Genomic DNA, 26112 nt, shown 5'->3' with positions numbered 1-26112 from the left:
AAATGTTATTAAATAGGATCGAGTATTAGCCTTTAGTCCCTGCTGTCAGATTCATTCCCTGAATAAAGTATTTCTGAAAAATAAAGAAAAGTACGATGACCGGCACCAGCACCAGTACAGATCCTTCCATCAGGTAATTCCACTGGGTCTGCATCGTCCCGCGGAACGTCTGCAGGCCGATCTGAAGGGTGTAGAGTGATTCATCGCTGACATACAGCAGCGGCCCGAGAAAATCGTTCCAAGCCCCGTTAAAAGCGAAGATGGCTATAGCCGCCAGAGCCGGTTTGGATAATGGAAGCACGACTCTCAGCCAAATTCTCAGGTGGCTGGCACCGTCAATCTTAGCCGCTTCACTCAGCTCGTTCGGGATCGACAGATAGAACTGGCGCAGCATGAAAATATAAAAGGCACTTCCAAGAAACTGCGGAATAATAATAGGATAATAGGTACCGACCAGATTCAGCTTCGAGAACAGCACGTATTGGGGGATCAATGTAACAAATCCCGGAATCATCATCGTTGCAAGCAGGACGGCAAACCATATTTTTTTGCCGCTGAAGCGGATTTTGGCAAAGCCGTAAGCTACGAAGGAGTTAACCAGTACATTACCAGTGACAGCAAAGAAGGTCAGCATCAAAGTGTTCAGCGTGTAACGAGTAAATGGGGCTGCCTGCCATGTCCGGATGTAGTTATCCCAATGAACCTGCTGCGGAACAAAGGTAGGCGGATACTGGGCGATCTCCGGCATGGATTTCAGTGAGGTGGAGATCATCCACCAGAGCGGCAGCAGGAACAGGACGGTTCCTGCAAGCAGCAGTGCGTAAATGAAAAGAGTCCGCACAGACGGACGGCGCACCAGCTGGCCGCGGCGGGCACTCGTAGAAGAAGGCGCTGCGGAAGCACGGGCTGTTACAGAACTGCGCATCATCACTCACCTCCTTCGTAGTGAACCCAGCGTTTGGACAAGGTCATATTAAGAATCGTTAATACTAATACAATCGCGAAAAGCACCCATGCCATAGCCATCGCGTAACCCATATCGAACACAGTAAACGCTTTATGCCACATATGAAGGTTATAGAAGAGCAGTGAGCTCATCGGTCCACCGTCCCCATTCTCCGTCATGACATACCCTTCCTGGAACACCTGAAATCCGCCGATGAGGCTTGTAACCACGTCGAAGAAAATAACCGGTGAGATCATGGGCAGCGTAAAATGCCAGAACCGCCGCAGCGGAGAAGCCCCGTCCAGCTTGGCGGCCTCATACAGCTGGGAAGGTACGGACTGGAGACTTGCCAAATACAGCAGCATTCCGCCGCCGACACTCCACATTTTCATCAGAATGACCGCTGGTTTCGTCCACATCGGATCCGTCAGCCAGGCTGGCCCGCTGATGCCCACCCACTGCAGCATCGTATTAACAAGACCGCTTGAAGGATTCAGCAGCTGCATCCAGAGGAAGTATACACCTACACCGGAGAGCACCGAGGGCAGATAAAATACCGTACGGAAGAAGCGCATACCTGCCAGTTTTTCGTTCAGCAGCAGGGCAAGCAGAATGGAGCCGATCGTCGTCAGCGGCACCATCCAGAGTACATAGAACAGCGTGTTGCTGAGCGATTTCCAGAACAGCGGATCCTGGGTGAACATGCGGTTGTAGTTGGAAGCGCCGATAAAATCCATACGTGAAGTAATATCATAGTTTGTAAAACTCCCGTAGAGGGAGAACAGCATGGGAAGCAGCGTAATGCCGAACAAGCCGATCAGCCATGGGGAAATAAACAGGTATCCCTGCCATGATTCCCTTCGTGCCAGCCGTCCGCGCTTTGGTCTGCTCGATAATGTTGCAGCCATGGGAGGTTGCTCCTTTCAAAAGAGGGTATTAAAAATAAAAATGAAAAAAGGAGGGAAGCCCTCCTCCTTGTCCCAGCCAGGATATCAGCCGCCATTTTGCTTCATCAGCGCGGACACATCACTTTCAGCCTTTTGCAGTGCCTGCGCCGGATCAGCGTTATTCAGAAGAACGGCATCCAGTTGGGGATTGATCAGATTTTTGTAATCCGGTGCGGACAGGGGCACCTGGAACTGCCGGGTTACCTTCAGATTGTCTACAGAAGCCTTGTAGATTTCGTTCTTGCTTAGCTCCGGATCATCGGATGCTTTAACATTGGCCACGTTGTCAAAGTTTTTGACCGCCCAGTACTTCTGTGCGTCGTAATCCGTCAGATATTTGATGAATTCCCAGGCTTCGTCGGGATGTTTGGAGCCATACGGGATTTCAGCTACGAAGCCGCCACCGCCGCTCCAGTGTCCTGACCCTGTGGTTCGCTCCGGTACGGGAGCAACCCCCACGTCCAGATCCTTGCCGTAGTCACGGATTTGGGTTGCGAATGTACCCTGCTGCATAATCATAGCAACCTTGCCTGAAATGAAAGGGTCGCTCTGCTTGCTGCCAAACTCTGCTTTCATGGCGTCTACGTTTTTTTGACCGAGTCGGTCATTCCACGATTTGATCCATTTCAGAGCTTCTACCTTACCTGGTGTGTTTATTTTCAGACTGCCGTCTTCAGCGAAGTATCCTTCGCCGCCGTCGGCATTAAACAGCCAGTTATCGGTTCCGAAATCACCAAACAGCGGGTGGAATCCGATACGTTCATAGGTGTTTCCTTTCTTAATGTCCAGCTTCTTGGCATATTCCTCCAGTTGATCCCATGTTTGGGGCGGCTTCTCGGGGTCAAGGCCAGCATCCCGAAACGCCTGCTTGTTGTAATACAGCATCCGGGTGTCGGTATTGAACGGGATGGCGTAAGCTTTACCATCATACATGACGTTATTCCACAGCTGCGGGAAGAAGCGGTCCTCAATGTTATCCTTGGCCAGATACGCGCTGAGGTCGGTATTCTGTTTCTTGGAGGCACGCTGATTCACGCTGGCAATATCATTGATGATGACATCGCCCGGATTTTTGGCGGCAATTTGTGCGAGGTTTTTGGTCCAGATGTCTCCCCAAGGCAGGTAGACATGCTTGACTTCAATTTTATCCTGGGATGCATTAAAGTCACTGACAATCTTCTCAATCACCGGACGGCGGGTTTCCGATCCCCAGAATGTCCAGAATTCAAAGACGGTTTTGCCGTCGGCAGTCTTACCCGCTCCTCTGGATTGAGGCGTGCAGGCCGTAATTGCCAAAATCATGACCAACAGTGCAGTCATAAGAAAGGTAGTCTTCATTCTTCTCACCTATGTCCTCCTCCTGTATTTGTGAAATATTTACATTTGCTCTGTGTAGGTATGCGAACCGTTTGAGCAGATATTGAAACATTTATAACAAATGCCCATTGTATTACCGCAGAGGAATATGTATAATGATGGGAATTAAACGTCTGTGATAAGGAGAGTAGCTTTCCAAGCAGCTGTACAGCGAACCGGGTCAGGTGGAAGCCGGGACAGAGATGGAGAGTGAACCGCACCTTGGAGACGGTCTGTTGAGCGGCTGGTGCCAGGCACCTGACCAGTAGGCAGATCCGGCTTGGCGTCCGTTATGCGTCGTGGAGGTGGAACTTGGCAGGATGATATTCGTCCGGAGTTCAACCAAGAGTGGTACCGCGGGAACTTCAGGCTCTCGTCTCTTGTTATAGAGACGGGGGCCTTTTGACGTTTAAGGGCAAGTCCTAGGGAGTAGCCAGCGGACAATGACATTCTCAAGCTAAATTACAGATCATGGAGACAGGGGAGAAGAAATATGCTGAATCAATGGGCTGCACAGGTACTGGCAGGCTGTATGGAAGGGTCTGAAAATCTGGGAGGGGAGACGGAATGGATCCGGCTCTTGGAGACTCCCCCACAGAGTGATTGGGGAGACCTCGCGCTGCCATGTTTTACATTGGCCAGGATGCTGCGCAAGGCGCCGCCCCAGATTGCGATAGAGCTTGCCCAGGCAGTTAACGATAGAAATCAGGGCATTCGTGCCGTGGCCGCAGGTCCTTATGTAAATCTGACGTTTAATCGCGAACAGTATGCTCCCGAGCTCCTCGCTGGTCTGGCTGCGCCCGATTTTGGAACCCTGCAGGAAGGTGAAGGGAAGCGGGTTGTCATTGATATGTCATCACCGAATATTGCCAAACCCTTTGGCATCGGCCATCTTCGTTCCACGGTCATTGGGCAGGCGATCTACAATATATTGGGAGCTTCGGGATACACACCGGTCCGTGTGAACCACCTGGGAGACTGGGGCACCCAGTTCGGCAAGCAGATCACAGCTTACAAGCACTGGGGCAGTGATGAAGTTCTGGCACAGGATCCGATCGGTGAGTCGCTAAAATTATATGTCCGGTTTCATGAAGAAGCTGTAGAGCATCCTGAGCTGGAGGACGAGGCAAGGGAGTGGTTCCGCAAGCTGGAGAACGGCGATGAAGAGGCTAATCGCTTGTGGGCTTATTTTGTGAAGATTAGCCTAAGTGAATTTGACCGGATGTATGCCCGGCTGAACGTCAAATTTGATTATACTTTGGGGGAAAGCTTTTATAACGATAAGATGCAGCCTGTTATCGAGGAGCTTCGCCAGCTGAATCTGCTGGAAGAGAGTGATGGAGCTTACGTGGTCCGTCTGGAAGAAGAGCAGCTGCCTCCATGTCTCATTCTGAAAAAAGATGGTACCAGTATCTATCCGACCCGCGATCTGGCTACGGCTATCTACCGCAGAGAGGTTATGGGAGCCGACCGGCTGCTGTATGTGGTGGGCGGCGAGCAGAAGCTGCATTTTCAACAGGTATTCTCAGTGCTCAAGCGGATGGGCAAGAGCTGGTCAGAGGCCTGTACCCATGTACCCTTTGGTCTGATGCGGTTTGAAGGAAAAAAGATGTCAACCCGCCGCGGCAAAGTCATCCAGCTGGATGAAGTGCTAAACGAAGCGGTAGCGAGAGCGCTCGCGGTGATCGAAGAGAAAAGCCCTCATTTGGAGCACAAGGAGCAGGTGGCAGAGCAGGTGGGTATCGGTGCTATTATTTTCGGTGATCTCAAGAACTCGCGTATCAATGAAGTGGATTTTTCTCTAGAGGAGGCCCTGCAATTTGAGGGCGAGACCGGACCTTATGTCCAGTACACCTATGCTCGTATTCAAAGTGTCCTGGATAAAGGCCGCTCTTATGAGAAAGGATCCAGGCCGGTAACTTCGGAGAACGCGGATCAGGAAGAATACGCCGCCATGGAACCGTTAGGCGATGCCGGCTGGGAGCTTCTGAAGCAGCTTGCCGATTATCCGGTTTATCTAGGGCGGGCAGCTTCTGCATTGGAGCCGTCTGTCATGGCCCGTTATGCCATCGAGACAGCTCAGAAATTCAACCGCTTCTATAATAAGGAAAGAATTCTTACTGAGCAGCAGGTTCAGCGGGATGTCCGCCTTGAGCTGGCCCGTCTGACCGGAGAGCGACTGGCAGTCACCCTTCACCTGCTAGGAGTCCAAGCGCCGGAACGAATGTAACGAAGCTGGTAATTATACCCTGTTGCAAAAGGATGTCAGCACACGGGTTGAAACAAAGGCTCTCTTCCTATAAGATGAGTAGGAAAATGACGGTAAAATGTCTGATCGGAGGGAAGCAGCCATGATTCAGCACCGACTATTGGACAGTGAGCATTCGAAAGAACTATTCGCTTATTTTGGGCTTGCTGTCTACTATTCGCAGGCGCTCGAACAGCAGTTGGTCAATCTGCTGGTACTCACCAAGCTTGCGGATGGCAAGGACCTCTCGGAAGCAGAAATCGAAGATCTATATCATCGCAAGCTGGGCAGCTCGCTTGGTCAGCTTGTTCATGAAATAAGGCACAATTTTGAGTTTACCGATGAAGAAGTTATTCAGTTGAATGAAATTTGGAAGCAGCGTAATTACATCGTGCACGATTATTTCAAAAAACGGATCCAGGAGACCTTCAGCCCTGCGGGCAGATCCAGAATGATCCGTGAACTCTCCAATTTCAAAGACCGTGCTCAAGAACTGGAGCAGAAACTGCAGAGGTATGCTAGGGACATGTACATTGCACTGGGCCAGGAAGAAGATACTGTCAGTGCAGGTCCAGGAAGCCAAAAACAGCGCTCTGCAGATTCCTGACTGAAACAATTTGTTAAGAAGCGGCGTCTGAGAGGGTGGAGGTGTTATTAATGAGAAAATGGACAAACAAACAGGGGGCTGCTCTGGCCGTCGTATTGGCTGGATCACTGGTCGCCGCTGCATCTGCATCCGCCTTCTCGGACGTGACTCGGGATCATGATGCAAAAGTGATCGATTCGCTGCAGACGGCAGGTATTATTCAAGGTGTGACGAAGGACAAATTTGCACCTAATCAGGCCCTTACACAGGCACAGGGCATTCAGCTGATTGTGAAGGCGCTGGGTTTGAAGCTGCCGGATAACAAAACTTCGCTGTCGAAGCAGGATGCATGGTATGACGAGGCTTATGAGATTGCCGAAGCGAACGGACTGCCAGTCAAGGGGACTGATCAGGCTGGCAGTGGGTTGACAAGAGTCCAGTTTGCTAATCTGCTCTATCATGGCATTAATGCAACAGGAAGTTATCCGACAGTAAAAATGTATATCAATATTGCGGACCAGGCACAAATCCCGTCCGATGCAGGAGCAGGTATTCAGTTTTTGCTGCTGACGAAAATTACGAGCCTGGACCAGGAGCAGAAGTTTAACCCGAACCGGCAGATTACCCGGATGGAGGCTGCGGAGATGGCGTTTAATGCACGTGAGTTTATCCGTCAGCAACACCAGGCTGACGCTCCTGCGGAACAGCCTGGGATTGAGCTGAGCACGGAGAAGGTAACAGACCAGGTCAACAAAATTACAATCACTCGCAAGCAGGCACCAAATCCGGGCTATGGCATCGCCGTTGACCGTATCGAGTTTACGGGAGACAAGCAGGCGGTTCTCTATTACCGATTGCTCAAGCCTGCCCCGGGCGAGATCAACATGCAGGTCATTACGGATACCCAGACCAGCGTTTACCTTGACAGCAAATATGAAGTTAGCCTGAAACCGGTGGACGGAACACCGCCAGTAACAGATAAGTCATCTGCCAAATAAAATCCGTTCAAGCTAATGTTCTATAATTGGCAAAAAAGAGCGCTCTGCCTCAAGGCAGAGCGCTCTTTTTAATGTGCCAGGAACCGTTAAGCTGTCCCTCCGGCCAGCCGTGAAGCCGTAACCGGTGTTAATTCCTGAGCTGATTCCTGCCTCGACGCCGTGGACGCGTCATTAGCCGTTGCAGCTGAGCCCTGCTGCAGCTGATACATCTGGAAGTAGCGTCCACCAACAGCCATTAGCTCATCGTGACTGCCGCGTTCCACAATTTCGCCGCGGTGCAGTACAAGAATGAGATCGGCGCTGCGGATGGTCGAGAGACGGTGGGCGATAATGAACGTTGTCCGGCCTTTCTTCAGCACCTCAAGTGCGGACTGAATCAGTGCTTCGGTCTCCGTATCAATGTTCGCAGTAGCTTCATCCAGAATCAGGATCGCCGGATCGAAGGCAAGCGCACGGGCGAAGGAGATCAGCTGACGTTGACCAGCAGATAAAGTGCTGCCTTTCTCAATCACAGGCTCATCAAAACCTTGAGGCAGATGGGCAAGCAGCTTGTCGGCGCCGACATCGCATAATGCTTTCTCAATCTGAGCACGGGTGATCGACGAATTATCCAGACTGACATTTGAAGCTATCGTGCCGGTAAAAAGATACGGATCCTGCAGCACGATCCCCATATGCTCCCGGATCCACTGCTTCGGCAGTTGGGCCACGTCCTGGCCGTCAATGGTAATCGTCCCTTTCTGCGGATCATAGAACCGGAAGAGGAGGTTGATAATTGAGCTTTTTCCTGAGCCGGTATGCCCCACCAGAGCAACCGTCTGTCCCTGCTCGGCTTGGAAAGAGATGTTTTTCAGAACGTAATCCTTTTTGTAAGCAAAAGAAACATCCTTAAACTCCACATTCCCCTTATAGCGCGGCATGGAGCCGTCCGTTACAGCTTCCCCCTTCTCATCCATCAGTTCGAATACACGTCCAGCGGAGACCAGTGAAGAGTCCAGGGAGGCCAGCTGATTGACCATGCCGGTGATCGGCTGGAACAGGCGTCCAAGCACGTCAACGAAAGCGTACAGCACACCCAGAGATACGGCGGACGGCCCAACGATAGCACCAGCCCCGAAGTACCACAGCACCACAGCGAATGCGAGGTTACGCAGAACGTTAACCAGGTTGTGGGAGGTAAAAGCGTTCAGATTCAGCATCTTGTTCTGATGCTTCATGTAGTCATCGTTAAGAGTCTCGAACTCCTTTTCGGTCTGCTTTTGACGACGGAATACACGTATTATAGACATTCCCTGGATAGATTCATTGATTATTGCATTAATTTCACTAAGCCGTGAACGGATAATGGTATTGTACTTGGTCGCTACTTTGCGGTAGAGGACAATCCATACAAAGATCATTGGAACGATAAAGAGGGAGATCAGACCGAGTCTTACGTCCAGGAGGAACAGGGCGACATAAACACCTGTAATTGTAATAATGCCTGAAGTAAAGTTGGCCAGAACAGCTACGAATAGCTCTTTGACCGCTTCGGTATCATTGGTAATCCGGGACACGACTTTACCTGCAGGCAGATTGTCGAAAAAATAAACCGGAAGCCTCTGAATATGAGCATAAATATCGAGACGAAGCTTCTGCACAACCCGATTAGCAGAGGACTGCAGCCAATACGTTTTACCGAACTCAGTAAAGATCGTAATCACCAGGAAGAACAGATACAGACCGATCAGTTCATAAATCCCCGGCATTTCCGGCTTATAAAAGGCGTACAGCTCATCAGCGGACAGCTGCACGGCATTATATTGTGCGCTTTCTCCGCTGCGTGTGATTGTCAGGGTCCCGTCAGTGAAGCTGCGTTCTCCGTCGATCACACCGACCGCGTTGTCAACAAACACAAACTTCGTACCCGCCTGCAGGATGCGAACCTCCTGTCCTTTGGGTTCATCTGCTGTAAAGCGGTCACCGCGTTTATAATAATGATCCTGATAGACGGCGGCATTCTTGGGGCTGTCAGTTTCAAAATAAGGCTTCTCGATGGCCAGCATATGACCGTCAATCATCGTTTTGGCAATGAACGGACCGGCCAGTTCGGCGGCAACGCCGATGGCCAGGACGATCAGGGCCGCAATAAATGTTCCTTTGGCCGTTAATGCATATTGAAATAATCGGCGGCCTACATTCGTTTTCAATTTAGGAAACCTCCTCGTTGGTCAAGTTGGATTCCACCTGCTGACGTTCATACTGTTCATGGTACCAGCCTTGATTGTTGATCAGTTCCTGGTGGGTTCCTTCCTCGACAATGGTCCCGTTCTCCAGCACCACAATATGGTCTGCATGCTCGATCGCAGAAAGGCGGTGTGTGGAGATAAGGGTTGTTTTGCCGGCACGCTGCTGCCGGATGTTCTCAATAATTCTTGCTTCCGTGCGGGCATCGACAGCCGACAGCGCATCGTCCAGGATCAGGATGTCCGGATCCCCGATGAAGGCACGGGCCAGTGATACGCGCTGCTTCTGTCCGCCCGACAAGGCGATGCCTTTCTCTCCAACGAGTGTGTCCAGCCCGTCGGATAATGTGCCAAGATCCTGGTCAAAGGCAGCGGTCTTGATCGCTTCCATAATGACGGAATCATCGGCGCCCGGTTTGCCGAACTGGATATTCTCGCGCACCGACTTGGAGAAGAGAATCTGTTCCTGCGGCACATAACCGATCCAGCTGTGAAGCTGTTCAAGCGGGATCTTCTGCAAAGGGACATCCGTGACAAGAATGTCACCGGCACCCATCGGATATTCATGGATCATCTGCTTCAGCAGCGTCGATTTACCGCTGCCTGTGCGTCCTACAACACCAAGGGTTTCACCGCGGCGGATTGTAATATTCAGGTGGCTGAGGTTATCGACCGTTGAGCTCGGATAGCGGAAGGTTACGTCACGCATTTGAATGGTTTCCGGCCGCTTCACTTGGATGCTCTGCTCGGCGTCCTGGACATCAGGAATAACCGAAAGCGTTTCATTGACCCGATCCAGTGAAGCGCTGCCGCGCTGCATCAGATTGATCAGCTCGCCAATCGCGAACATGGGCCAGATCATCATCCCCAGGTACATATTAAACGATACGAGATCCCCCAGGGTGATTTCGTTATGGAAAACCAGGTAAATCCCGTAGGCCAATCCGATCAGGTAACTGAGACCGACACAGAGCCGGATCGTAGGTTCGAACAGGGCGTCCATTTTGGCAACGTCCAGATTCTTGCGGTAAACGTCGTCGGTAATATGTTCAAAACGTTTCTCGTCCTGTCTCTCCTGGACGTAAGCACGCACAACCCGGATCCCTGCTACGGACTCCAGCACCTGATCATTCATATCGCCGAAGGCGTCCTGTGCCAAGGTATAGCGCTTGTGAACATGCTTGCCGTAGATGCTCATGGCCAGAGCGATAAAGGGAAGCGGGATAATGGCAGCGAGTGTCAGCTTCCAGCTGATCAGCGTTCCCATGGCCACCAGAATGACGGACAGATAGACAGTGGAGTCGGTCAGCGTAAGCATGCCGAAGCCTGCCGTTGCCGCGACAGAGCGCAGATCGTTGGTCGCGCGCGCCATCAGGTCACCGGTACGGTTGCGTTCGAAGAAGGCGGGTGTCATGCGCAGCAGATGCGACATGAAGCGGGAGCGGAGGATCCGTTCCACCAGATTGGCGCCGCCGAACAATTTGTGCATCCAGACATAAGTAATGACATAAATCAGTGCAAGCATGCCAAGGATCATCAGGATATAGCGGGTAAGTGAGGTCCAGTTAATAGAGCCCCTGACAATATCGTCGATGGCATTGCCGAGCAGTCTCGGCGGAATCAGTTCAAACACACCTACAATGATTAGAAACGATAATCCGATCAGGTAACGTTTCTGTTCACGGCGGAAGAACCATCCCAAATTTTTAAGTACGGAGAACAATGAATATCCCTTCTTTCCTGTTGAAATCCTGCCGAATCAGCCTAACCGTGTACCATAAATCCCAAAGGGATGCCGCGGAACCCTGTCCGTTCAGTCCATACAAATGCACAAAAAAAGACATACCGTCGCAGACGATATGCCTTGATTCATCAATTCATATGCTGCGTGCAGCGAGCTACGGAATCAACCGAAGTCTCCTGAACGCAGAAGTTAAGGATAGCCAGCAAACACCTGATTCATTCAGGGCTGGCGTGTGACATCTCAGTTGGGCTACCGCCGGTATGTAATTGTTGTACTGCTGGTTGATGGTTATGTACGATTACTAACACCGGATTCACCCCTTTCTTCAGTCTGATTTGGCAATTACTTGCAAATGGATCTCGTATGGTTGAATCTTAACACCCTATTTTGCGATGTGTCAAACCTTTTTCCAAAAAAGTTCATTTAAATTTCAAATTTAAATGATTCAGATGGGGCGCCTTTGTCCTCATCCATAACGATGGTATGATAGGGGGAGAGCAGCCAATAGATAAGGAGTTGAAGAGATGAGCATACATGTAACAGAGCCGGCAGCCGCCTGGTATAAAAAAGAATTAGGACTACACGACGGGGATTATGTCCGTTTTTTCGCCCGATACAGCTCCGGCGGCGGGCTTCATCCGGGTTTTTCTCTCGGGATCGCGGTGGAGCAGCCGCAGAAGCCGGTCTTGACCGAGGAGAGCGGCGGGTTAATCTTCTATATGGAAGAGCAGGATCACTGGTATTTGAAAGGCCATACCCTGGAAGTCAAATATTTGGAAGAGCATGATGATATTGTTTACAACTACTCGGAAGAAGACACTGAGCAGTCATCCTGATCGCGTGACTAGAATGTACGAATACAAAAGGCAGACGGGGAGCATCATGCTCCACCATCTGCCTTTTTGGTATGCGGATTATAACGGGTTATCCAAGGTCCGGTCTTCCATGGCAAAATGAAAATCGTCGATATCATAGACTTGCACCGGGACAGATTCAATAAGAATACGCTGAATCAGCTCGAATTGATCGGTCAGAAGCGGAAGCTTCTCCCGCTGGGCGGTCAGCAGAAGCTCAGTCTCGATGGGATCAAATTTCTCGCCATAAGGTGCTGAATCCACTGCGTTAATGATTGTGAAAAAGGTGTTCTCCGAGAAAAGGATCGGCCGGCTTTTAGCCCAGGGTACCTGAAGAGCTTTTCTAAGCCTCTTCTGATTCAGCGGCTCTTCCAGATAAGCGAGCAGCTCGGTGATCCGGCGTTTCACGTAGCTGTCGTCAGCTTCGTTATCCATCAGCGGATCCGGGCTGGCCTGAAATTCATATAATTCCAGAATCGTGGTATATGGAACGATATATTCGACAGGTTCCGGAGGAACAAGTAGTTGACCGTATATCGCCACCATCACGGCCTCAATGACAAATTGTCGTGACATGGTTCAGTCCTCCTGAAAGGTAAATCTTATGCATCCTATCATAACATATCGGCAGGTTCTTCAGAATGATATAGAAGCCCGGCTTATGCCGGGCTTCAGTCTTTTTTCTTTAGTGAGGGGCTGTCAGTGCTAATCAGGAGCGTCCAATCAGCAACGAGAGAAGTCCTGCTGCAATCAGAGGACCGACCGGTACACCCTTGAAGAAGGCTACACCAAGTACAGTTCCGATCAGCAGCCCGGCCACGACTGTAGGCTGACTGGACATCAGAGCCGCTCCTCTTCCGCCTAGATAGGCGACAGCGATCCCGACGACGATGGCCAGCAGGGACTTCCAGTGCAGAAAAGAGCTTCCCAAGGTCTGCAGCGAAATTTTCCCGCTGGCGAGCGGAGTCATGACGCCGATGGTAAGAATGATAATCCCGACGGTCAATCCGTACTTCTCAAGCCAGGGGAAGGCCTGCTGAAGATGGGTGACTCTTAGAAAAAGTAAAACAATCAATGCGATCGTGATGGGCGCATTGCTGCTGACAATGCCCAGTCCGGCCATCATCAGCAGGAGCAGGGACGTATAATCCATTCTGGATTTCTCCTTTGCCGGATGCTGTAATTATAACCAAAATCTCAGGACGTTTGTTTACCCATGATATGCTCCGCGATCGAACGTCCATGCCAGCGCCCGCTTTCGATGAAGACTTCATTGGCGTTACGTCCCGAGGCGATGACACCTGCAATATAGATGCCCGGAATATTGCTTTCCATCGTTTCCGGATTAAAGCGCGGTTTGTCGAGGTCATCCGCCATTGCTACACCGGCACTGGCAAGCAGCTTGCGGTCCGGTCGAAAGCCAGTCATAGCAAGAACAAAATCGTTCTCCAGCATAAAGGTTGAACCATCATTGCGGGTAACGGTAACGTGATTAGCATGAATTTCCGTAATTCTGGATTCCAAATGGAGAGTAATCACACCTTTGCGTACCTGGCCTTCGAACAGCGGCCGTACCCACGGCTTTACATGCTCGGACAGGCCGCTGCCTCTGTATACCATATCAATATGTGCCCCGACACGAACGAGTTCCATGGCTGCATCAACGGCAGAATTGCTGCCGCCGATAATTGCTACCCTCGTATTGGTATACGGATGGGCCTCTCTGAAGTAATGGGTAACCTTCTCCATCTCCTCTCCCGGAATGCCAAGATAGTTGGGATGATCGAAATAACCGGTAGCTACCACGATGTTTTTGGCTACATAGCTTTTTTGTGTTCCGTCACGTCCTGTCGTGAGAATGCGGAAAGTTCCGTCCGCCTGCTTCACGATCTCCGTGGCTTCCTCATAGGAAGATACACGTAGTTTGAAGTGATCGGCGACTTTACGGTAGTAGGCCAGTGCTTCATAGCGGTAAGGCTTGTCGTTCGCTGAGCTGAATGGAACCTCGCCGATCTCCAGCAGCTCTGCCGTACTGAAAAACTGCATATGGGTCGGGTAGAGATAAATCGAATGCACTATATTATATTTCTCAATAATTAGTGTACTCAGACCCGCTTTGCTGCATTCGATCGCTGCAGACAGTCCGCATGGACCGCCCCCGATAATAATGACATCTTCCATGTAAAACGTCCTCCTTGAAACAATCTGTTGTAAACCGATGTCCTGCTGTAGAAAGGCCCGCGGCCGGGCTCACGAGTTCAGGGCAAGTATTTCAATCCTACCGCAACATGCATGCAAATTCCACTCGTGAGCTTATAACTTTGAAAGAAGCAGAATGAACAGGACACAAATGACATGGAATACCGGATGCCAAAGATCTTTGTTAGGATAACAAAATAACAATATGTAGTGTTTTTGGTCAGTTAGTATCTATTTTGTTAGGAAGATATCTGCTATAATCACCGATGTAATCGTTTTCATTTAGTATTAGCTCACACCTGTATGAATCCCAAGTAGAGAGAAGGTGTTTAGCTAACAAAATAACAACCTGTTATTGTTTTCTGAATCGTGAAGTTTTTAATTTGAATGGAGGTTATTCGATGTCGTCTTTACGTCAATGGCTGGCGTTACCGCTGGCAGGGGTATTGCTGTTAGGTTCATCGCTCGCCGCATCACAGGTGCAGGCAGCTTCTGCAGCTGAGAGCAGTAAATCGCTGGTTTCCAGTCTTTCGAGCAAGCAGCAGGTTCCTGTTCTTAAACTGGCAGATCCTAAAGCAACAGCTGCAACCCGTTCCCTGTTTCTTTATTTGCAGCTGGCCAGAGGAAAGGAAATTCTGTTCGGACAGCAGCATGCGACGGATGAAGCGTTGTCTGCTCCGGTCAACGGGGTTAAGTCCGATACATACAGTGCTGTAGGCGACGAACCTGCTGTATTCGGCTGGGATACGTTAAGTCTGGAGGGCTACGAGAAACCGGGCTCCACTTCGAATACAACAAAGCAGAATCGGGACAACCTCATTTATTCCATGAGACAGGCTTATGAGAAAGGCGGGGTACTGACGCTTAGTGCTCATATGCCTAACTTCGTATCGGGCAAAGACTTTTATGATACGAGCGGTAACGTGGTATCTCATATTCTGCCTGGTGGCGACAAGCACGCCAAGTACAACCAGTTTCTGGACCGGATTGCGGACTTCGCTTTACATCTAAAAGACAGAAAGGGTGATTCAATTCCAGTCATCTTCAGACCTTTCCATGAGCAGAATGGCGGTTGGTTCTGGTGGGGAGCCCCCTACGCCACTAAAGAGCAGTACATTGAAATTTACCGGTATACCGTGGAGTATCTTCGTGATGTCAAAGGGGTTCATAATTTCCTGTACGCGTTTTCCCCAGGCAGTCCGTTTAACGGCCTAGAAGAATCCTATCTCCGCACCTACCCAGGAGACGATTATGCAGATGTTTTAGGTTTTGATACGTATTATGACGGAAAGACCCAGGGGTGGTTCGATACCGCGGTAGAAGACGGTAAGCTTGTATCCCGCATTGCCGACAAACGAGACAAAGTGGCAGCCTTTACTGAGTTCGGTTATCAGAATGTAAAACCTGCAGGTACGGAGGACAAGCAGTTCTATACAAAGCTTCTTACCGCGCTGCAGTCTGACCCGGATGCCAAGCGGCTGGCCTATATGCTGACCTGGGCTAACTTCAGCTATGATAATATTTATGTACCTTACCGCAATTCTGCGGAGCATGGCGATCATGAGCTGCTTCCGGACTTTGTGAACTATTACAAGGACTCGTACACATCTTTCAGCAGGGAACTCCGGCATGTATATGATCAAAAGACATCTGCAGCCCAGCAGGGACCTTCCATGCACATCGTATCTCCAACAGGACAGGAGACAATGACTTCGGGGACAACAACGATTCGTGCGCGTGTGCTGAATGAAAAGCCAGCCAAAGTGGTATATACAACTGGCGGATCAGACAAGGAATATCCGCTTAAGCTGGATAAAGACGGCTATTATTCTGCAGAATGGCAGCCTGCGGCCAGCCTGAACGGCAAGAGTACGACGCTAACCGTTCTGGTATACGGCAAGGACAAGAAGGGGCAAAAGCAGAGCATCCAAAAGCAGAGCATAATAGTGTATTTTGGAATGAAGGATTCATTAGTGAAGAGGCTGACCTTTGACAAGGACATTCTTAACGCCAGCAATAATGGCACTTACCCGGATACCATCTCCTCTTCCTTCCGCCATGAGAAAGTCAAAGGAGATGGAAAGCTGGCGGTCAATGTAAAAGGTATGCAGACTAACGAGACATGGCAGGAGCTTAAAATTGGATTGAAGGATATTGCCAAACAGGTAAATCTGAAGCTGGTTAACCGGGTCTCCATGGAGGTACTGATCCCGATAGCAGCAGGAAACGGAAATCCGGAAGCGAACCTGCGTGCGGCTGCAGAGCTGCCGCCGAGCAGCAGCAAATTCCAGACGACAGCAGCCGCAAAGCTGAACGAGCTGCCGACCGTGAAGATCGGTAATACAGTCTATGCCCGTTATACACCGGTGATCGATTTGAACGATCCGTCATTGGCAGCCTCCGCGGAAGGTCTGCAGCTAGCACTTATCGGAAGCGGACTGAAGCTGGACGGCACATTGTACATCGATAACGTGAAGCTGATGAACTCATACTCCGACGGCAGCAGTAATCCGCTGCTGGTAGATAACTATGAATTGTACAAAGGCAGCAGTGACCTGCTTCGAACCTCATACAGTGTAAATGGTGACACCAACACCTTCGCCCTCGACCCGATGAACAAGGAAGACGGCGAATTTGGTCTGAAGTTCGACTATACACTGGCAGGACAAGGTTATACCGGGATTACAAAAGACCTCGGGAGCCGGGATTGGTCCAAGGCAGGCCGCTTAAGACTGTGGCTCAAACCGGATGGGAGCGGTAAAAAGCTGGTGATTCAGGTCAAAGCAAATGGTGTTTCCTTCGAGTATTATCCTTCTCTTGCAGGTACAGAGCCAGGGGTAGTGGAGATGCCATTCTCGGATTTTAAAGTTGCAGCCTGGGATACCCAGAATGCCGGTAAAACATTGGATGTTGGGCATGCCGCCAAGGTCCAGGCGTTCTCCATCTATGTAAATGCCCAGGACGGAGATGCGTACAGCAAGGACAATCCATATAAGGGAACATTGTATGTCGACCAGATCGAAGCAGTAGTCAAGCCTTAATCTCCAACCATGCACTGTGAAACCAACAAACCTGTCCGTTAATCAAGAGCGGCAGGTTTGTTTGTTATGCGGATTAAAGTGCTAAAGATTGACGTAGTCAACTAATTTGATTATTATCTAATTAGAAAAACATCTAAATAATTTATTGAATACATTTTGTAAGGAGGGACCTGTGCTTGCAGCTGGACAAAATCGTTGCTTATCACAAAGCGCTGGCCGATCCGAACCGGCTGCGCATGCTGCTGCTGTTATCCCAGGGAGAAATGAATGGCCAGGAGCTGGCGGCCCGGCTCAATCTTTCGCAGCCTACAGTCACCCATCATGCCGCCAAGCTCCGGGAAGCAGCGCTGATCCAGGAACGGAGAGAGAAGAATACCGTTTATTTTTCACTGTATCCCCCGTTTATTCGGGAACACGCGCAGGCTACGCTTGATTTTATTTTTCAGAAGGGAGAGACCCGAATGGACATTCAAGAAGTGGAAGTGCCGATCAAAGCTTCTGTGCTGCGCAATTTTTTCACAAAAGACGGCTGTTTGAAGCAAATTCCTTCCCAGCTCAAAAAGAAGCTGATTGTCATGGAATATCTGGCTGAACAGCTCGAACCCGGTAAAGCTTATCCGGAGTGCGAAGTGAATGAATTTATTAAGCAGTACCACGAGGATTTTGCCACCATACGCCGTGAGCTGATCATGCACCAGTTTATGTACCGGGAGAAGGAAGTGTACGAGCTGAATCCACGCGAGATGTGGGCGAAATGGGAACAGCTCAAATAAAAAAAGCTTGACTGGAATTTATTCATATTTGTATAATGAAGGAAATTTTGAAGAGGAGGCGATTTCAATGATGAGCATTGTACTGGATTTGAGTGTGCGTCAATCATCTGTTGATATGGTCTCCCTAACGGACAACTAACTCATTCTGTATGGTTCTGGATCCAGTGATCCAGTCTGTATGTCTATACCATGAGTGAAGCCGCAGGGAACTTGAATCCTGCGGCTTTTTTGTGTCCCTCAGAATGCTTATTTGGGCTGTGTTTTTGCCTAGAAAGCTGAGCTGACGGGACGATCAAAGCCGCAGGATACGCTGCGGTCTTTTTTGCATGTTGTTTGGTTCGGGAGTCGGCGGCCGTCTGTATATCAGCCGGTCCGCGTCAGTCGGAAAGTAATGTGAGATATCAAATGAAACGTGGAGGAATTGGATGACAATAGAACATTATGGCTGGAATGCCGATCGGAACAAAAAGTGGGAAACCTGGTTAGAGGCCAATCAGGAACGGAGAGCTGGTAAAGACTATGTCCCTGCCAGGGTGACCGGTGATTATGGAATGGGATTAAAGCTGGTAAGTGATAAAGGTGAAGTCTGGGGGCAAGTATCAGGGAGGCTGCGCCACCACACCCTGTTGGAGGGAGATCTGCCGGCAGTTGGGGATTGGGTCATCATATCAGACGGAGAGGACACGGCGGTTATCCATGGTGTCTTGGAGAGGTCCAGCCGCATATCCCGTCAGGCTGCAGGCAACCAGATCCGGGAACAGCTCATTGCAGCCAACGTGGATACACTGCTGCTTGTGACGGCGCTTAATCATGATTTTAACCCCCGCCGTCTTGAACGTTATCTGATTATGGCCTGGAACAGCGGTGCTAATCCGATCATTGTACTTAGTAAAAGGGATCTCTCGGACTGTGTTGAACAGCAGCTGGCAGAGGTGGAGCGGATTGCACCCGGGGTTCCTGTAGTTGCGGTCTCGGCGCTCCAGGAGTTAGGAAAAGAACAGCTTGAACAGATCCTTGTTCCAGGAAACACAATTGCAATGACAGGTACCTCAGGCTGCGGAAAATCTACGATGCTCAACTGGTTGTCGGGCGCCAGCATACAACAAACACAGGGAGTCCGGGAAGAGGACAGCCGTGGACGGCATACGACCACAGCCAGACAAATGTTTGTGCTGCCGCAGGGGGCAATTATGATTGATACGCCGGGAATGCGTGAATTGACACTGTGGGAAGAAGGAACCGGACTGTCTTCGGCATTCGGGGATATCGAGGATCTCGCTCAGGACTGTAAATTCAGTGATTGCAGACACCAGTCAGAGACCGGCTGTGCAGTCCGTAAGGCCATGGACGAAGGCGTACTGCCGTCAGAACGGCTGACCAGCTATCTCAAGCTGCAGTATCAAGCGCGTAAGGAAGCCGAGAGTCTGCGCCGCAAGCAGCAGGGGAAATCCTTTTCAGGAAAAACCCGCCAAGGGAAACAGAGATAGATTCGGCAGGATTAAAAACCGACAGCAATCCGGCGGCATAAGATGCTCCTAAGGAGGGAGAGAATGTGCCGGAATATCGGATTATTATTGATTTGTCAGATCATATGCTGTACCTGCTGGATGGAGATCAGGTTGTGCAGGGATATCCTGTCGCCATTGGAAAGCTCGCAACCGAAACCCCGAACGGGGAATTTACAATTATTAATAAACAGGAGAATCCGGGCGGGCCGTTCGGTGTTCTATGGATGGGGTTATCCAAGCCGCACTATGGAATTCATGGAACAAATGATCCGTCCTCGATCGGCAAGTCGGTATCCCATGGATGTATCCGCATGTATAACGATGATGTTGTCGATTTGTCATCCAAGGTACCGGTTGGTACGCGAGTAACCATTCGGCCGTAGATCGGCGGATAGGATGAACTGAAACGCCAGTCAGGCCATTGATGCATGACGCCGGCTGGTTACATAGGATTTTTGGGGGATAGACTCATAATAATAGAAGAAGAGAGAGGGAGAGAATGAATATTTATACAGCTGCAAAAAAACAGCGAAATTCTATCACTCGCTATGACAGTGTCGGGGCAAGCATTCATCCTTTGTTGAAAGAGGTGGACCTGCCGCGATGAACATACGGGAGCTGCGGACTGATGAACCGATACCAATGAATCTGCTGCTGCTGGCGGATCCCTCAGAAAACATGATAGGTTCTTATATTCATCGCAGTATGCTGCTGGCTGCTGAGACGGATCACGGCTTCATTGGCATTGCTGCTATGTCCCTCACGAAACCGCAGACTTTAGAAGTATTCAATATTGCGGTGGACGAGAATCACCAGGGTCAGGGAATAGGCAGGGCTCTTATGAACGGAGTGATCCGGAAGGCTCAAGAGCTGCACTGTAAGTACGTCGAACTGGGAACGGGCAATTCAAGTCTGGACCAGCTGGGGTGGTATCAGAAGCTTGGTTTTCGAATCGTCGGAGTTGAGACGGATTTCTTTACGAATCATTACGAGGAGCCCATTGCGGAAAATGGTATTCTCTGTGTGGATATGATCCGTATGCGTTTAGGACTGGGCAGCTGAATTTTTTTGCGGAAAATTTCGGATTGTTCGTGACATGAAATAAAACAAGATCTGGAAGAGCGAGGCCTCACAGAGCAGGGTCCAGCCCCTAAATATGGAATAGAGCTGACGCAAGGGGAATGTACGTTTCCGTTATTGGTGTTTCAGGCGTGCCTAAAGGCTGTTTGAAGCCGGGGCGACCCGGTTAAATATGAGATACCCGAGAAGAGGAAAATCATTCCTGCCCTCGGACAGCACGCTGTAAAGGAGCCTGAGTGACATGTCCATTGACCGTTTTATTCTGAATAAACTGGACAACTGCCGGGAGGAACATACACGAGCCAATCTGCTGCAACTATTCAAGATCCGTATTGAAAAAGCTGAAAACGCTGAGCGACCATACAGAAGAGTCTACTATAGAAGAGTAATTTAATGAAAAGTAATTTAGCGGCAAGATAACAGCACGGATATTTTTTGAAAATACGTTAAGAGGCCCTGTCATCATGACAGGGCCTCTTTTTTGTAAACATATTCACTCAGTATAACGAGAGAGCAAGAGTGTCGTTCTCACGCACGGTGTGAAGAATCGCCTCACAGCCGACGATTTCGATGCTGATCAGGGACGACAGGCATGTTTTAAGTGCACGCTTGCCATGGCTGATTTTCTTTTCCAAAGTGCTGCTGAGCAGCTTTAATGTTTTTTGAACAGGTTGTTTGTTTTCGGCGTTAAAGTACACAGGAATCTTTTTGTTTTGAAATGTAATGAGCATTCTCATTTGAAATCACCTCACTAGAGTTATTTCATATTAGTAGTTTAAGTTCCAATGCTTAAAATTACCTTAAAATCAGCTTATGAAAACATAAAGGCAGCAAAAATTTGCAATTTGTTCACATCTATGTATGATGTTTATCAACCCGTAGCGATATTGAATCTGCAATCTGAAGGCAAAGCGGTCCACTTTGGCTGCAGATTGGCCCCGTGAGCGGCATTGATCAAAAAACATCATGCATAAGCTATGTATGATGTTTATCAACCCGTAGCGATATTGAATCTGCAATGATCAACCCGTAGCGAAGTGGTCATCGTGTTTCATAGACTTGATTCTACCGACCCTTCTGCTGCGTAAAAACGCAAGAATAGAAACGGCTTGATTTGCATCCTGGGTATAATGTAACAAATTGACAGGATGAAATAAGCGATGCTACAGTAAAGGATAGCCTTTTTCTATTAAGGAAGCTGGAACTAGGACCCAGTGCAATTCATGGAGGTAATGCGATGATTCTTACCGTTCGGTTGGGCAATCAAGAGGAAGAATGGTTCGATATTGAATGTGATGATGAATGCCCTGTAGAGAAGCTGCAGGATATGCTTGGCCTTCGCGTATTTAACGAACGCCCTCGCGAGGGAGTGCGATATATAATAGAGGGCAAGTTTCCAGAGGGGCTGTGGTTCGTTCTGGATGACAGAAAGCTTCTGACCGAAACCGGTATGCGAGAAGGCTGCAGTATCAGGGTGCAGAGAACGTTCTCTACCACCCGCAGCGAGATGCCGGTGTTCGGCAGCCGTCCTTTGTTTCAGCAGGAACAGAACGGGTAATACACCGATATTAACAGGTAAAACTAGGACCATTTCACGATTTTATAAGGGGGATAACCAGGGTGAAGTTAATGTATCAGAGGTCCCCGCGAATCCGACCAGTGCTTAAGAAGGAGAAACTCGAAATATTGAGGCCTCCCGCGGAGCCATCCAAACCTACTTTTTCTCTCATATCTATCATCATACCTGTCATCATGACGATGGGCACACTCGGTTTTTACATTTATATGAGCAGAACAGGCAAGACAGGCAACAGCAATTATATGATGTTTCAGATGGTTACCATCTTTATGATGATGACCTCTTATACGCTGCCGTTTTTTGTATATCTGAGCAATAAGAAAGCATTCAATCAGAAGAAAGCTGAACGGGACCGGATGTACCGCGAACAGCTGGAGCTGCACCGGGAAGAGCTGGAGGCCAAACGTACGGAGCAGCTTGAAGTTCTGAACGAAATCCATGGAACGCCGGATGACTGCTTCCAGATTGTCAAGAATCGGTCCAGCTCCTTGTGGGAGCGGTCGATTGCTGATGACGATTTTCTGCAGGTCCGCATTGGTAAGGGAGAAGTCCCTTTTTATATGGATATTCAGGTCCCGCGTCCAGACGGGTATGAGAAGGACCCGCTTATTGCCGCTGCTGAAGAGCTTCGAGAAGATTTTCAGACGGTGGAAGATGCTTCAATTCCCCTTCCTTTATTCGAATCGAAAGTGACTGGAATTGTTGGTGATCGAGATACGGTGTTGGCAGCGCTTCGTGTGGTCATAACTCAATTGACGGTAAGACATTCGCCGGATGAATTAAAGCTGGGCGCATTTTACGATCAGGAAGAACAGAACGAATGGTCTTGGATGCGCTGGCTTCCACATGTGTGGAATGATGAGCATGAGGAACGCTTCCTGGCGGATTCAAGCAGCGGAGTTCACCGACTGGCAGACAGTCTGTTTATGCTGCTTAACCGGCGGCTGCAGTCCCGCAAGCAGGAAGGCCGCCGAAAGCGTGAAATTCCGGCTTATGTCCTTATTATGGGGAACAGCCGGCTGCTGGAGGAAGAACCGCTGCTGCCGCTTGCGCTGGAACGGGGCGAGGACATGGATACGTGCACCATTGTGCTTGCCACGAACAAGGAGTCACTGCCCATGCAGTGCCAGCTTATAGTGGAAGTGGGGCCTGACGGCGGTGTATCCACCTTCAAGACCAGTCAGGTAGAGCTCGTCCGGCAGTCTTTTAGAATGGATACCATTAGCAGAGATCAGGCTGAGTCGCTAGCGCGTTATATGGCGCCAATCCGGCTAAAGAAAGCCTCTGCACTTGAAATTCCGGATGTGTTGACCTTGTTCGAGATGATGGAGATCCGGCAGCCTGAACAGGAACAACTAATTAAACGCTGGAATCACAGGCGTTATCCGGATAGCCTGCCTGTGCCGATGGGGGTTCGAGCCGGCGGGAAGAAGGTAGCTCTGAATCTGCATGACAAAATTGAACGCAATGGTCACGGCCCGCACGGTCTGATCGCCGGGACTACCGGATCAGGAAAGAGTGAGGTTATCCAATCGATTGTAGCTTCACTGGCTTCGGAATTTCATCCTCATGATCTGGTATTCATGCTGATTGACTATAAGGGCGGAGGCATGTCCAATACATTCGTGGATCTGCCGCATGTGGTTGCAACCATTACCAATCTTGATAACAATATGATTGAACGTGCCAAGGTATCGCTGCGCGCAGAATTGGTACGGAGGCAAAAAATATTAAATGATGCGGGTAATCTGCAGCATATTGACGAGTATTACAGCCGGTTGCGGACGGTTCCGGGAGAACCGCTGCCGCATCTTGTTATCATTATTGATGAATTTGCACAGCTGAAGAAAGAGCACCCCGAGTTTATGGACGAGCTGATCAGCATCGCAGCGATCGGCCGTACGCTGGGCGTTCACCTGATTCTGGCGACCCAGAAGCCGGCGGGAGTGGTCGATGACAAAATCTGGAGCAACTCGCGTTTCCGGATCTGCCTTCGTGTTCAGAGTGAAGGCGACAGCCGCGATATGCTGAAGATACCGAACGCAGCCTGGATCACCAAACCAGGCCGGGGTTACTTCCAGGTCGGCAGTGATGAGCTGTTCGAGGAAATGCAGTTCGCCTGGAGCGGAGCGCCTTTCATCCCTGACGGTCAGGTTCGGGAAGAGTTTACGATCGCCGAGCTGCATATGAATGGAAGGCGGGAGCGACTCTTTCTGGAGACAAGAGATTCGGGCAGCACATCAGCAGAAGCCCCCAAACAGCTGCGTGTCTTTATTGATACGGTGGCGGGAGCGGCAGAACAGGCAGGCATTGAGCGGCTCGCCGGTCCTTGGCTGCCTCCCCTTCCCGAAAATCTGGAGCTGGATGAGCTGGATCAGTTATCTGCAGATAAGTGGAGCGGGATGGTCGAACAGACCCTGGAAGTGCCGGTCGGGTTGACAGATGATCTGCTGAATCAGCAGCAAAATGTGCTGCAGATGCGCATAGATAACGGGCATTGGATGATTTATGGTATGCCTGGAACAGGCAAAACGACGCTGCTACAGACATTGTTGATGTCGCTGGCACGCAACTATAATCCCGAGTCCTGGAACGGTTATATACTTGACATGGGACGCATGCTTCGGGATTATCAAGGTTTGCCGCATGTCGGCGGGGTCATGATGCTGGAAGAAGAAGATCGGATCAAACGGCTCTTCCGATTCCTTATGCAGGCGGCGGCAGAGCGCAAGGAGATGCTGGCTGAAGCGGGTCTCAAGACTGTGCAGGCCTACCGCAGATCCTACGCGGCGCTTCCGCAAATTGTTGTAATTATCGACGGATATCTGAATTTCCGGAACACGTACAATGACGAGAACGAAATGCTGGAATATCTGCTCCGAGAAGGAGCGGGGATGGGGATTACATTCCTGATTACAGCGAATCGGGTTACTGATATTTTTGAGAAGTTCAGAAGCAATATACCTAATGCACTTACCTTTGAACTATCTGATCCAAGTGACTACTATTATGCGGTTGGACGTCCTTCCAGAATTCCGGGGCAGCTGCCGCCGGGTCGTGGTATAATCAAAGGGCAAATACCTCCGCTTGAGTTTCATGCGGCACTGCCGGCTTCAGGTATAGACGAGGGTGTACGCTCGGACGCGATGCGGCATGCCATTTCCCGGATGCGGGACGAATGGCCGGGTGCGGAAGCACCACCGATCAAACCGCTCCCTGAGATAGTGCACTTGAATACTCTTCTGAAGAAGGATGCTGCTGCGAGAACCACGACGACGCTCCGTGTGCCGATTGGTTTGATGAGCGACGATCTGCAGCCCTTCCACATGGATCTTAGGGAATTCAGTCATGCAATGATCGGCAGTCCGATGGAGGGCGGGAAGACATCCATGCTGGTGTCCTGGATGCTGTCTCTGGCTTACCATGCTTCTCCGGAGGAGCTGGAGTTGTATACCATAGATACCCGGTATGGCGGAGAGTTGTCCAAGCTGCAGGGTCTCCCTCATGTTCGCGGCAGCTGTTCCAGAGAAGAAGAACTGGGGCCGTTAGTTCAGCGGATCTACGATCAGGTTGCCGTCCGTCGTCCAGATGATGAAGTGCCGCATATTGTTCTTTTTATAGATGACGCAGATGCGCTGGGCAAGCAGTTAAACGACTTTACGATCAAGGATCAGTTGGCCTCGATTGTCCGGCTTGGCCGGGACCGTAAAGTTCATGTCATTGTGACAGGCGTGCCTTCCGAGTTTCCGACGTTCGGAGTGGACTGGATTAATGATGTCAAAGCTTCGCAAACAGGTATTCTCCTGGGGAGTATAGACCCTAACGATCTTTCGTTCTTCCGTATTCCCTACAGTGAGTCATCGGCAGCCAGCAATGGGCTCAAAGTCCTGCCGCCTGGCCAAGGATATTACGTGAGACGCAAATTTACTCGAATCAAAACAGCAATTTCCTTCCATGATGAATGGACGGCTTTATATTGGATAGATCAAATTCGCGACCGATGGCATGTTGTAGTTTGAAGGGAGGTG

20 protein-coding genes and 1 other annotated feature are annotated in these 26112 nt (G+C 50.0%); of the genes, 11 read left to right on the top strand and 9 right to left on the bottom strand.

Annotated features, from left to right (window positions below; genetic code table 11):
• Positions 1 to 25 precede the first annotated feature (25 nt).
• The 3 genes from Q5741_RS04875 to Q5741_RS04865 all read right to left on the bottom strand — a co-directional run bounded on the left by Q5741_RS04875 (position 26) and on the right by Q5741_RS04865 (position 3231).
• Complete coding sequence (locus Q5741_RS04875) at positions 26 to 928, bottom strand: carbohydrate ABC transporter permease (protein WP_305022943.1); 903 nt, start codon at positions 926 to 928, stop codon at positions 26 to 28.
• Positions 928 to 1854, bottom strand: a complete 927-nt coding sequence (locus Q5741_RS04870; RefSeq protein ID WP_305022942.1) for a carbohydrate ABC transporter permease — start codon at positions 1852 to 1854, stop codon at positions 928 to 930. The genes Q5741_RS04875 and Q5741_RS04870 overlap by 1 nt, the downstream gene beginning before the upstream one ends.
• An 84-nt stretch (positions 1855 to 1938) precedes the next feature.
• Entirely contained in the window at positions 1939 to 3231 is a 1293-nt protein-coding gene (locus tag Q5741_RS04865) for an ABC transporter substrate-binding protein (RefSeq protein ID WP_305023329.1), read from the bottom strand.
• Positions 3232 to 3376: 145 nt separating this feature from the next.
• Positions 3377 to 3633, top strand: a binding site (T-box leader).
• A gap of 148 nt (positions 3634 to 3781) precedes the next feature.
• Here Q5741_RS04865 and argS point away from each other — a divergent pair.
• The 3 genes from argS to Q5741_RS04850 all read left to right on the top strand — a co-directional run bounded on the left by argS (position 3782) and on the right by Q5741_RS04850 (position 7081).
• Complete coding sequence (gene argS, locus Q5741_RS04860; protein ID WP_407074322.1) at positions 3782 to 5479, top strand: arginine--tRNA ligase; 1698 nt, start codon at positions 3782 to 3784, stop codon at positions 5477 to 5479.
• 121 nt (positions 5480 to 5600) lie between these two features.
• Positions 5601 to 6104 (top strand): hypothetical protein, encoded by a 504-nt coding sequence (locus tag Q5741_RS04855; RefSeq protein WP_305022940.1) that lies wholly within the window; start codon positions 5601 to 5603, stop codon positions 6102 to 6104.
• Positions 6105 to 6154: 50 nt separating this feature from the next.
• Entirely contained in the window at positions 6155 to 7081 is a 927-nt protein-coding gene (locus Q5741_RS04850; protein WP_305022939.1) for an S-layer homology domain-containing protein, read from the top strand.
• A gap of 86 nt (positions 7082 to 7167) precedes the next feature.
• Here Q5741_RS04850 and Q5741_RS04845 read toward each other — a convergent pair whose 3' ends face one another.
• Both Q5741_RS04845 and Q5741_RS04840 read right to left on the bottom strand, forming a co-directional pair.
• Complete coding sequence (locus Q5741_RS04845) at positions 7168 to 9270, bottom strand: ABC transporter ATP-binding protein (RefSeq protein WP_305022938.1); 2103 nt, start codon at positions 9268 to 9270, stop codon at positions 7168 to 7170.
• Position 9271: 1 nt separating this feature from the next.
• Entirely contained in the window at positions 9272 to 11029 is a 1758-nt protein-coding gene (locus Q5741_RS04840) for an ABC transporter ATP-binding protein (protein ID WP_305022937.1), read from the bottom strand.
• Positions 11030 to 11574: 545 nt separating this feature from the next.
• Here Q5741_RS04840 and Q5741_RS04835 point away from each other — a divergent pair.
• Positions 11575 to 11886, top strand: coding sequence for a HesB/YadR/YfhF family protein (locus tag Q5741_RS04835; protein WP_305022936.1), 312 nt, complete (start codon positions 11575 to 11577; stop codon positions 11884 to 11886).
• A 78-nt stretch (positions 11887 to 11964) separates the two neighbouring features.
• Here Q5741_RS04835 and Q5741_RS04830 read toward each other — a convergent pair whose 3' ends face one another.
• From Q5741_RS04830 to Q5741_RS04820, 3 genes are all read right to left on the bottom strand, one after another.
• Positions 11965 to 12480, bottom strand: coding sequence for an ADP-heptose synthase (locus Q5741_RS04830; RefSeq protein ID WP_305022935.1), 516 nt, complete (start codon positions 12478 to 12480; stop codon positions 11965 to 11967).
• 133 nt (positions 12481 to 12613) lie between these two features.
• Complete coding sequence (locus Q5741_RS04825) at positions 12614 to 13057, bottom strand: DUF441 domain-containing protein (protein ID WP_305022934.1); 444 nt, start codon at positions 13055 to 13057, stop codon at positions 12614 to 12616.
• Positions 13058 to 13101: 44 nt separating this feature from the next.
• Complete coding sequence (locus Q5741_RS04820) at positions 13102 to 14085, bottom strand: YpdA family putative bacillithiol disulfide reductase (RefSeq protein WP_305022933.1); 984 nt, start codon at positions 14083 to 14085, stop codon at positions 13102 to 13104.
• 419 nt (positions 14086 to 14504) lie between these two features.
• Between Q5741_RS04820 and Q5741_RS04815 the strand changes: the two genes are divergently transcribed.
• The 5 genes from Q5741_RS04815 (at position 14505) to Q5741_RS04795 (ending at position 20487) form a co-directional block, all read left to right on the top strand.
• Entirely contained in the window at positions 14505 to 17144 is a 2640-nt protein-coding gene (locus Q5741_RS04815; protein WP_305022932.1) for a glycosyl hydrolase, read from the top strand.
• Between the two features lie 176 nt (positions 17145 to 17320).
• Complete coding sequence (locus tag Q5741_RS04810) at positions 17321 to 17917, top strand: DUF2087 domain-containing protein (protein ID WP_305022931.1); 597 nt, start codon at positions 17321 to 17323, stop codon at positions 17915 to 17917.
• A gap of 425 nt (positions 17918 to 18342) precedes the next feature.
• Positions 18343 to 19404 carry a ribosome small subunit-dependent GTPase A gene (gene rsgA / locus Q5741_RS04805; protein ID WP_305022930.1) on the top strand — a complete coding sequence of 354 codons (1062 nt, stop codon included), beginning with the start codon at positions 18343 to 18345 and terminating at the stop codon, positions 19402 to 19404.
• A gap of 65 nt (positions 19405 to 19469) precedes the next feature.
• Positions 19470 to 19808: a L,D-transpeptidase gene (locus Q5741_RS04800; protein ID WP_305022929.1), complete on the top strand. Its 339-nt coding sequence runs from the start codon at positions 19470 to 19472 to the stop codon at positions 19806 to 19808.
• A gap of 220 nt (positions 19809 to 20028) precedes the next feature.
• Positions 20029 to 20487 carry a GNAT family N-acetyltransferase gene (locus Q5741_RS04795; RefSeq protein WP_305022928.1) on the top strand — a complete coding sequence of 153 codons (459 nt, stop codon included), beginning with the start codon at positions 20029 to 20031 and terminating at the stop codon, positions 20485 to 20487.
• 515 nt (positions 20488 to 21002) lie between these two features.
• Here Q5741_RS04795 and Q5741_RS04790 read toward each other — a convergent pair.
• Positions 21003 to 21242 carry a hypothetical protein gene (locus tag Q5741_RS04790; protein ID WP_305022927.1) on the bottom strand — a complete coding sequence of 80 codons (240 nt, stop codon included), beginning with the start codon at positions 21240 to 21242 and terminating at the stop codon, positions 21003 to 21005.
• Between the two features lie 500 nt (positions 21243 to 21742).
• Here Q5741_RS04790 and Q5741_RS04785 point away from each other — a divergent pair, with 500 nt between their 5' ends.
• Both Q5741_RS04785 and essC read left to right on the top strand, forming a co-directional pair.
• Positions 21743 to 22063 (top strand): hypothetical protein, encoded by a 321-nt coding sequence (locus Q5741_RS04785; RefSeq protein WP_305022926.1) that lies wholly within the window; start codon positions 21743 to 21745, stop codon positions 22061 to 22063.
• Positions 22064 to 22125: 62 nt separating this feature from the next.
• Positions 22126 to 26103, top strand: coding sequence for a type VII secretion protein EssC (essC, locus tag Q5741_RS04780; protein ID WP_305022925.1), 3978 nt, complete (start codon positions 22126 to 22128; stop codon positions 26101 to 26103).
• Positions 26104 to 26112: the final 9 nt, after the last annotated feature.

It is taken from the genome of Paenibacillus lacisoli, from assembly GCF_030580655.1.
GTDB classification, from domain to species: Bacteria; Bacillota; Bacilli; order Paenibacillales; family Paenibacillaceae; genus Paenibacillus; species Paenibacillus lacisoli.
The sequence above is the reverse complement of the archived record's forward strand: the minus strand, read 5'-3'. Positions and strand labels throughout refer to the sequence as shown.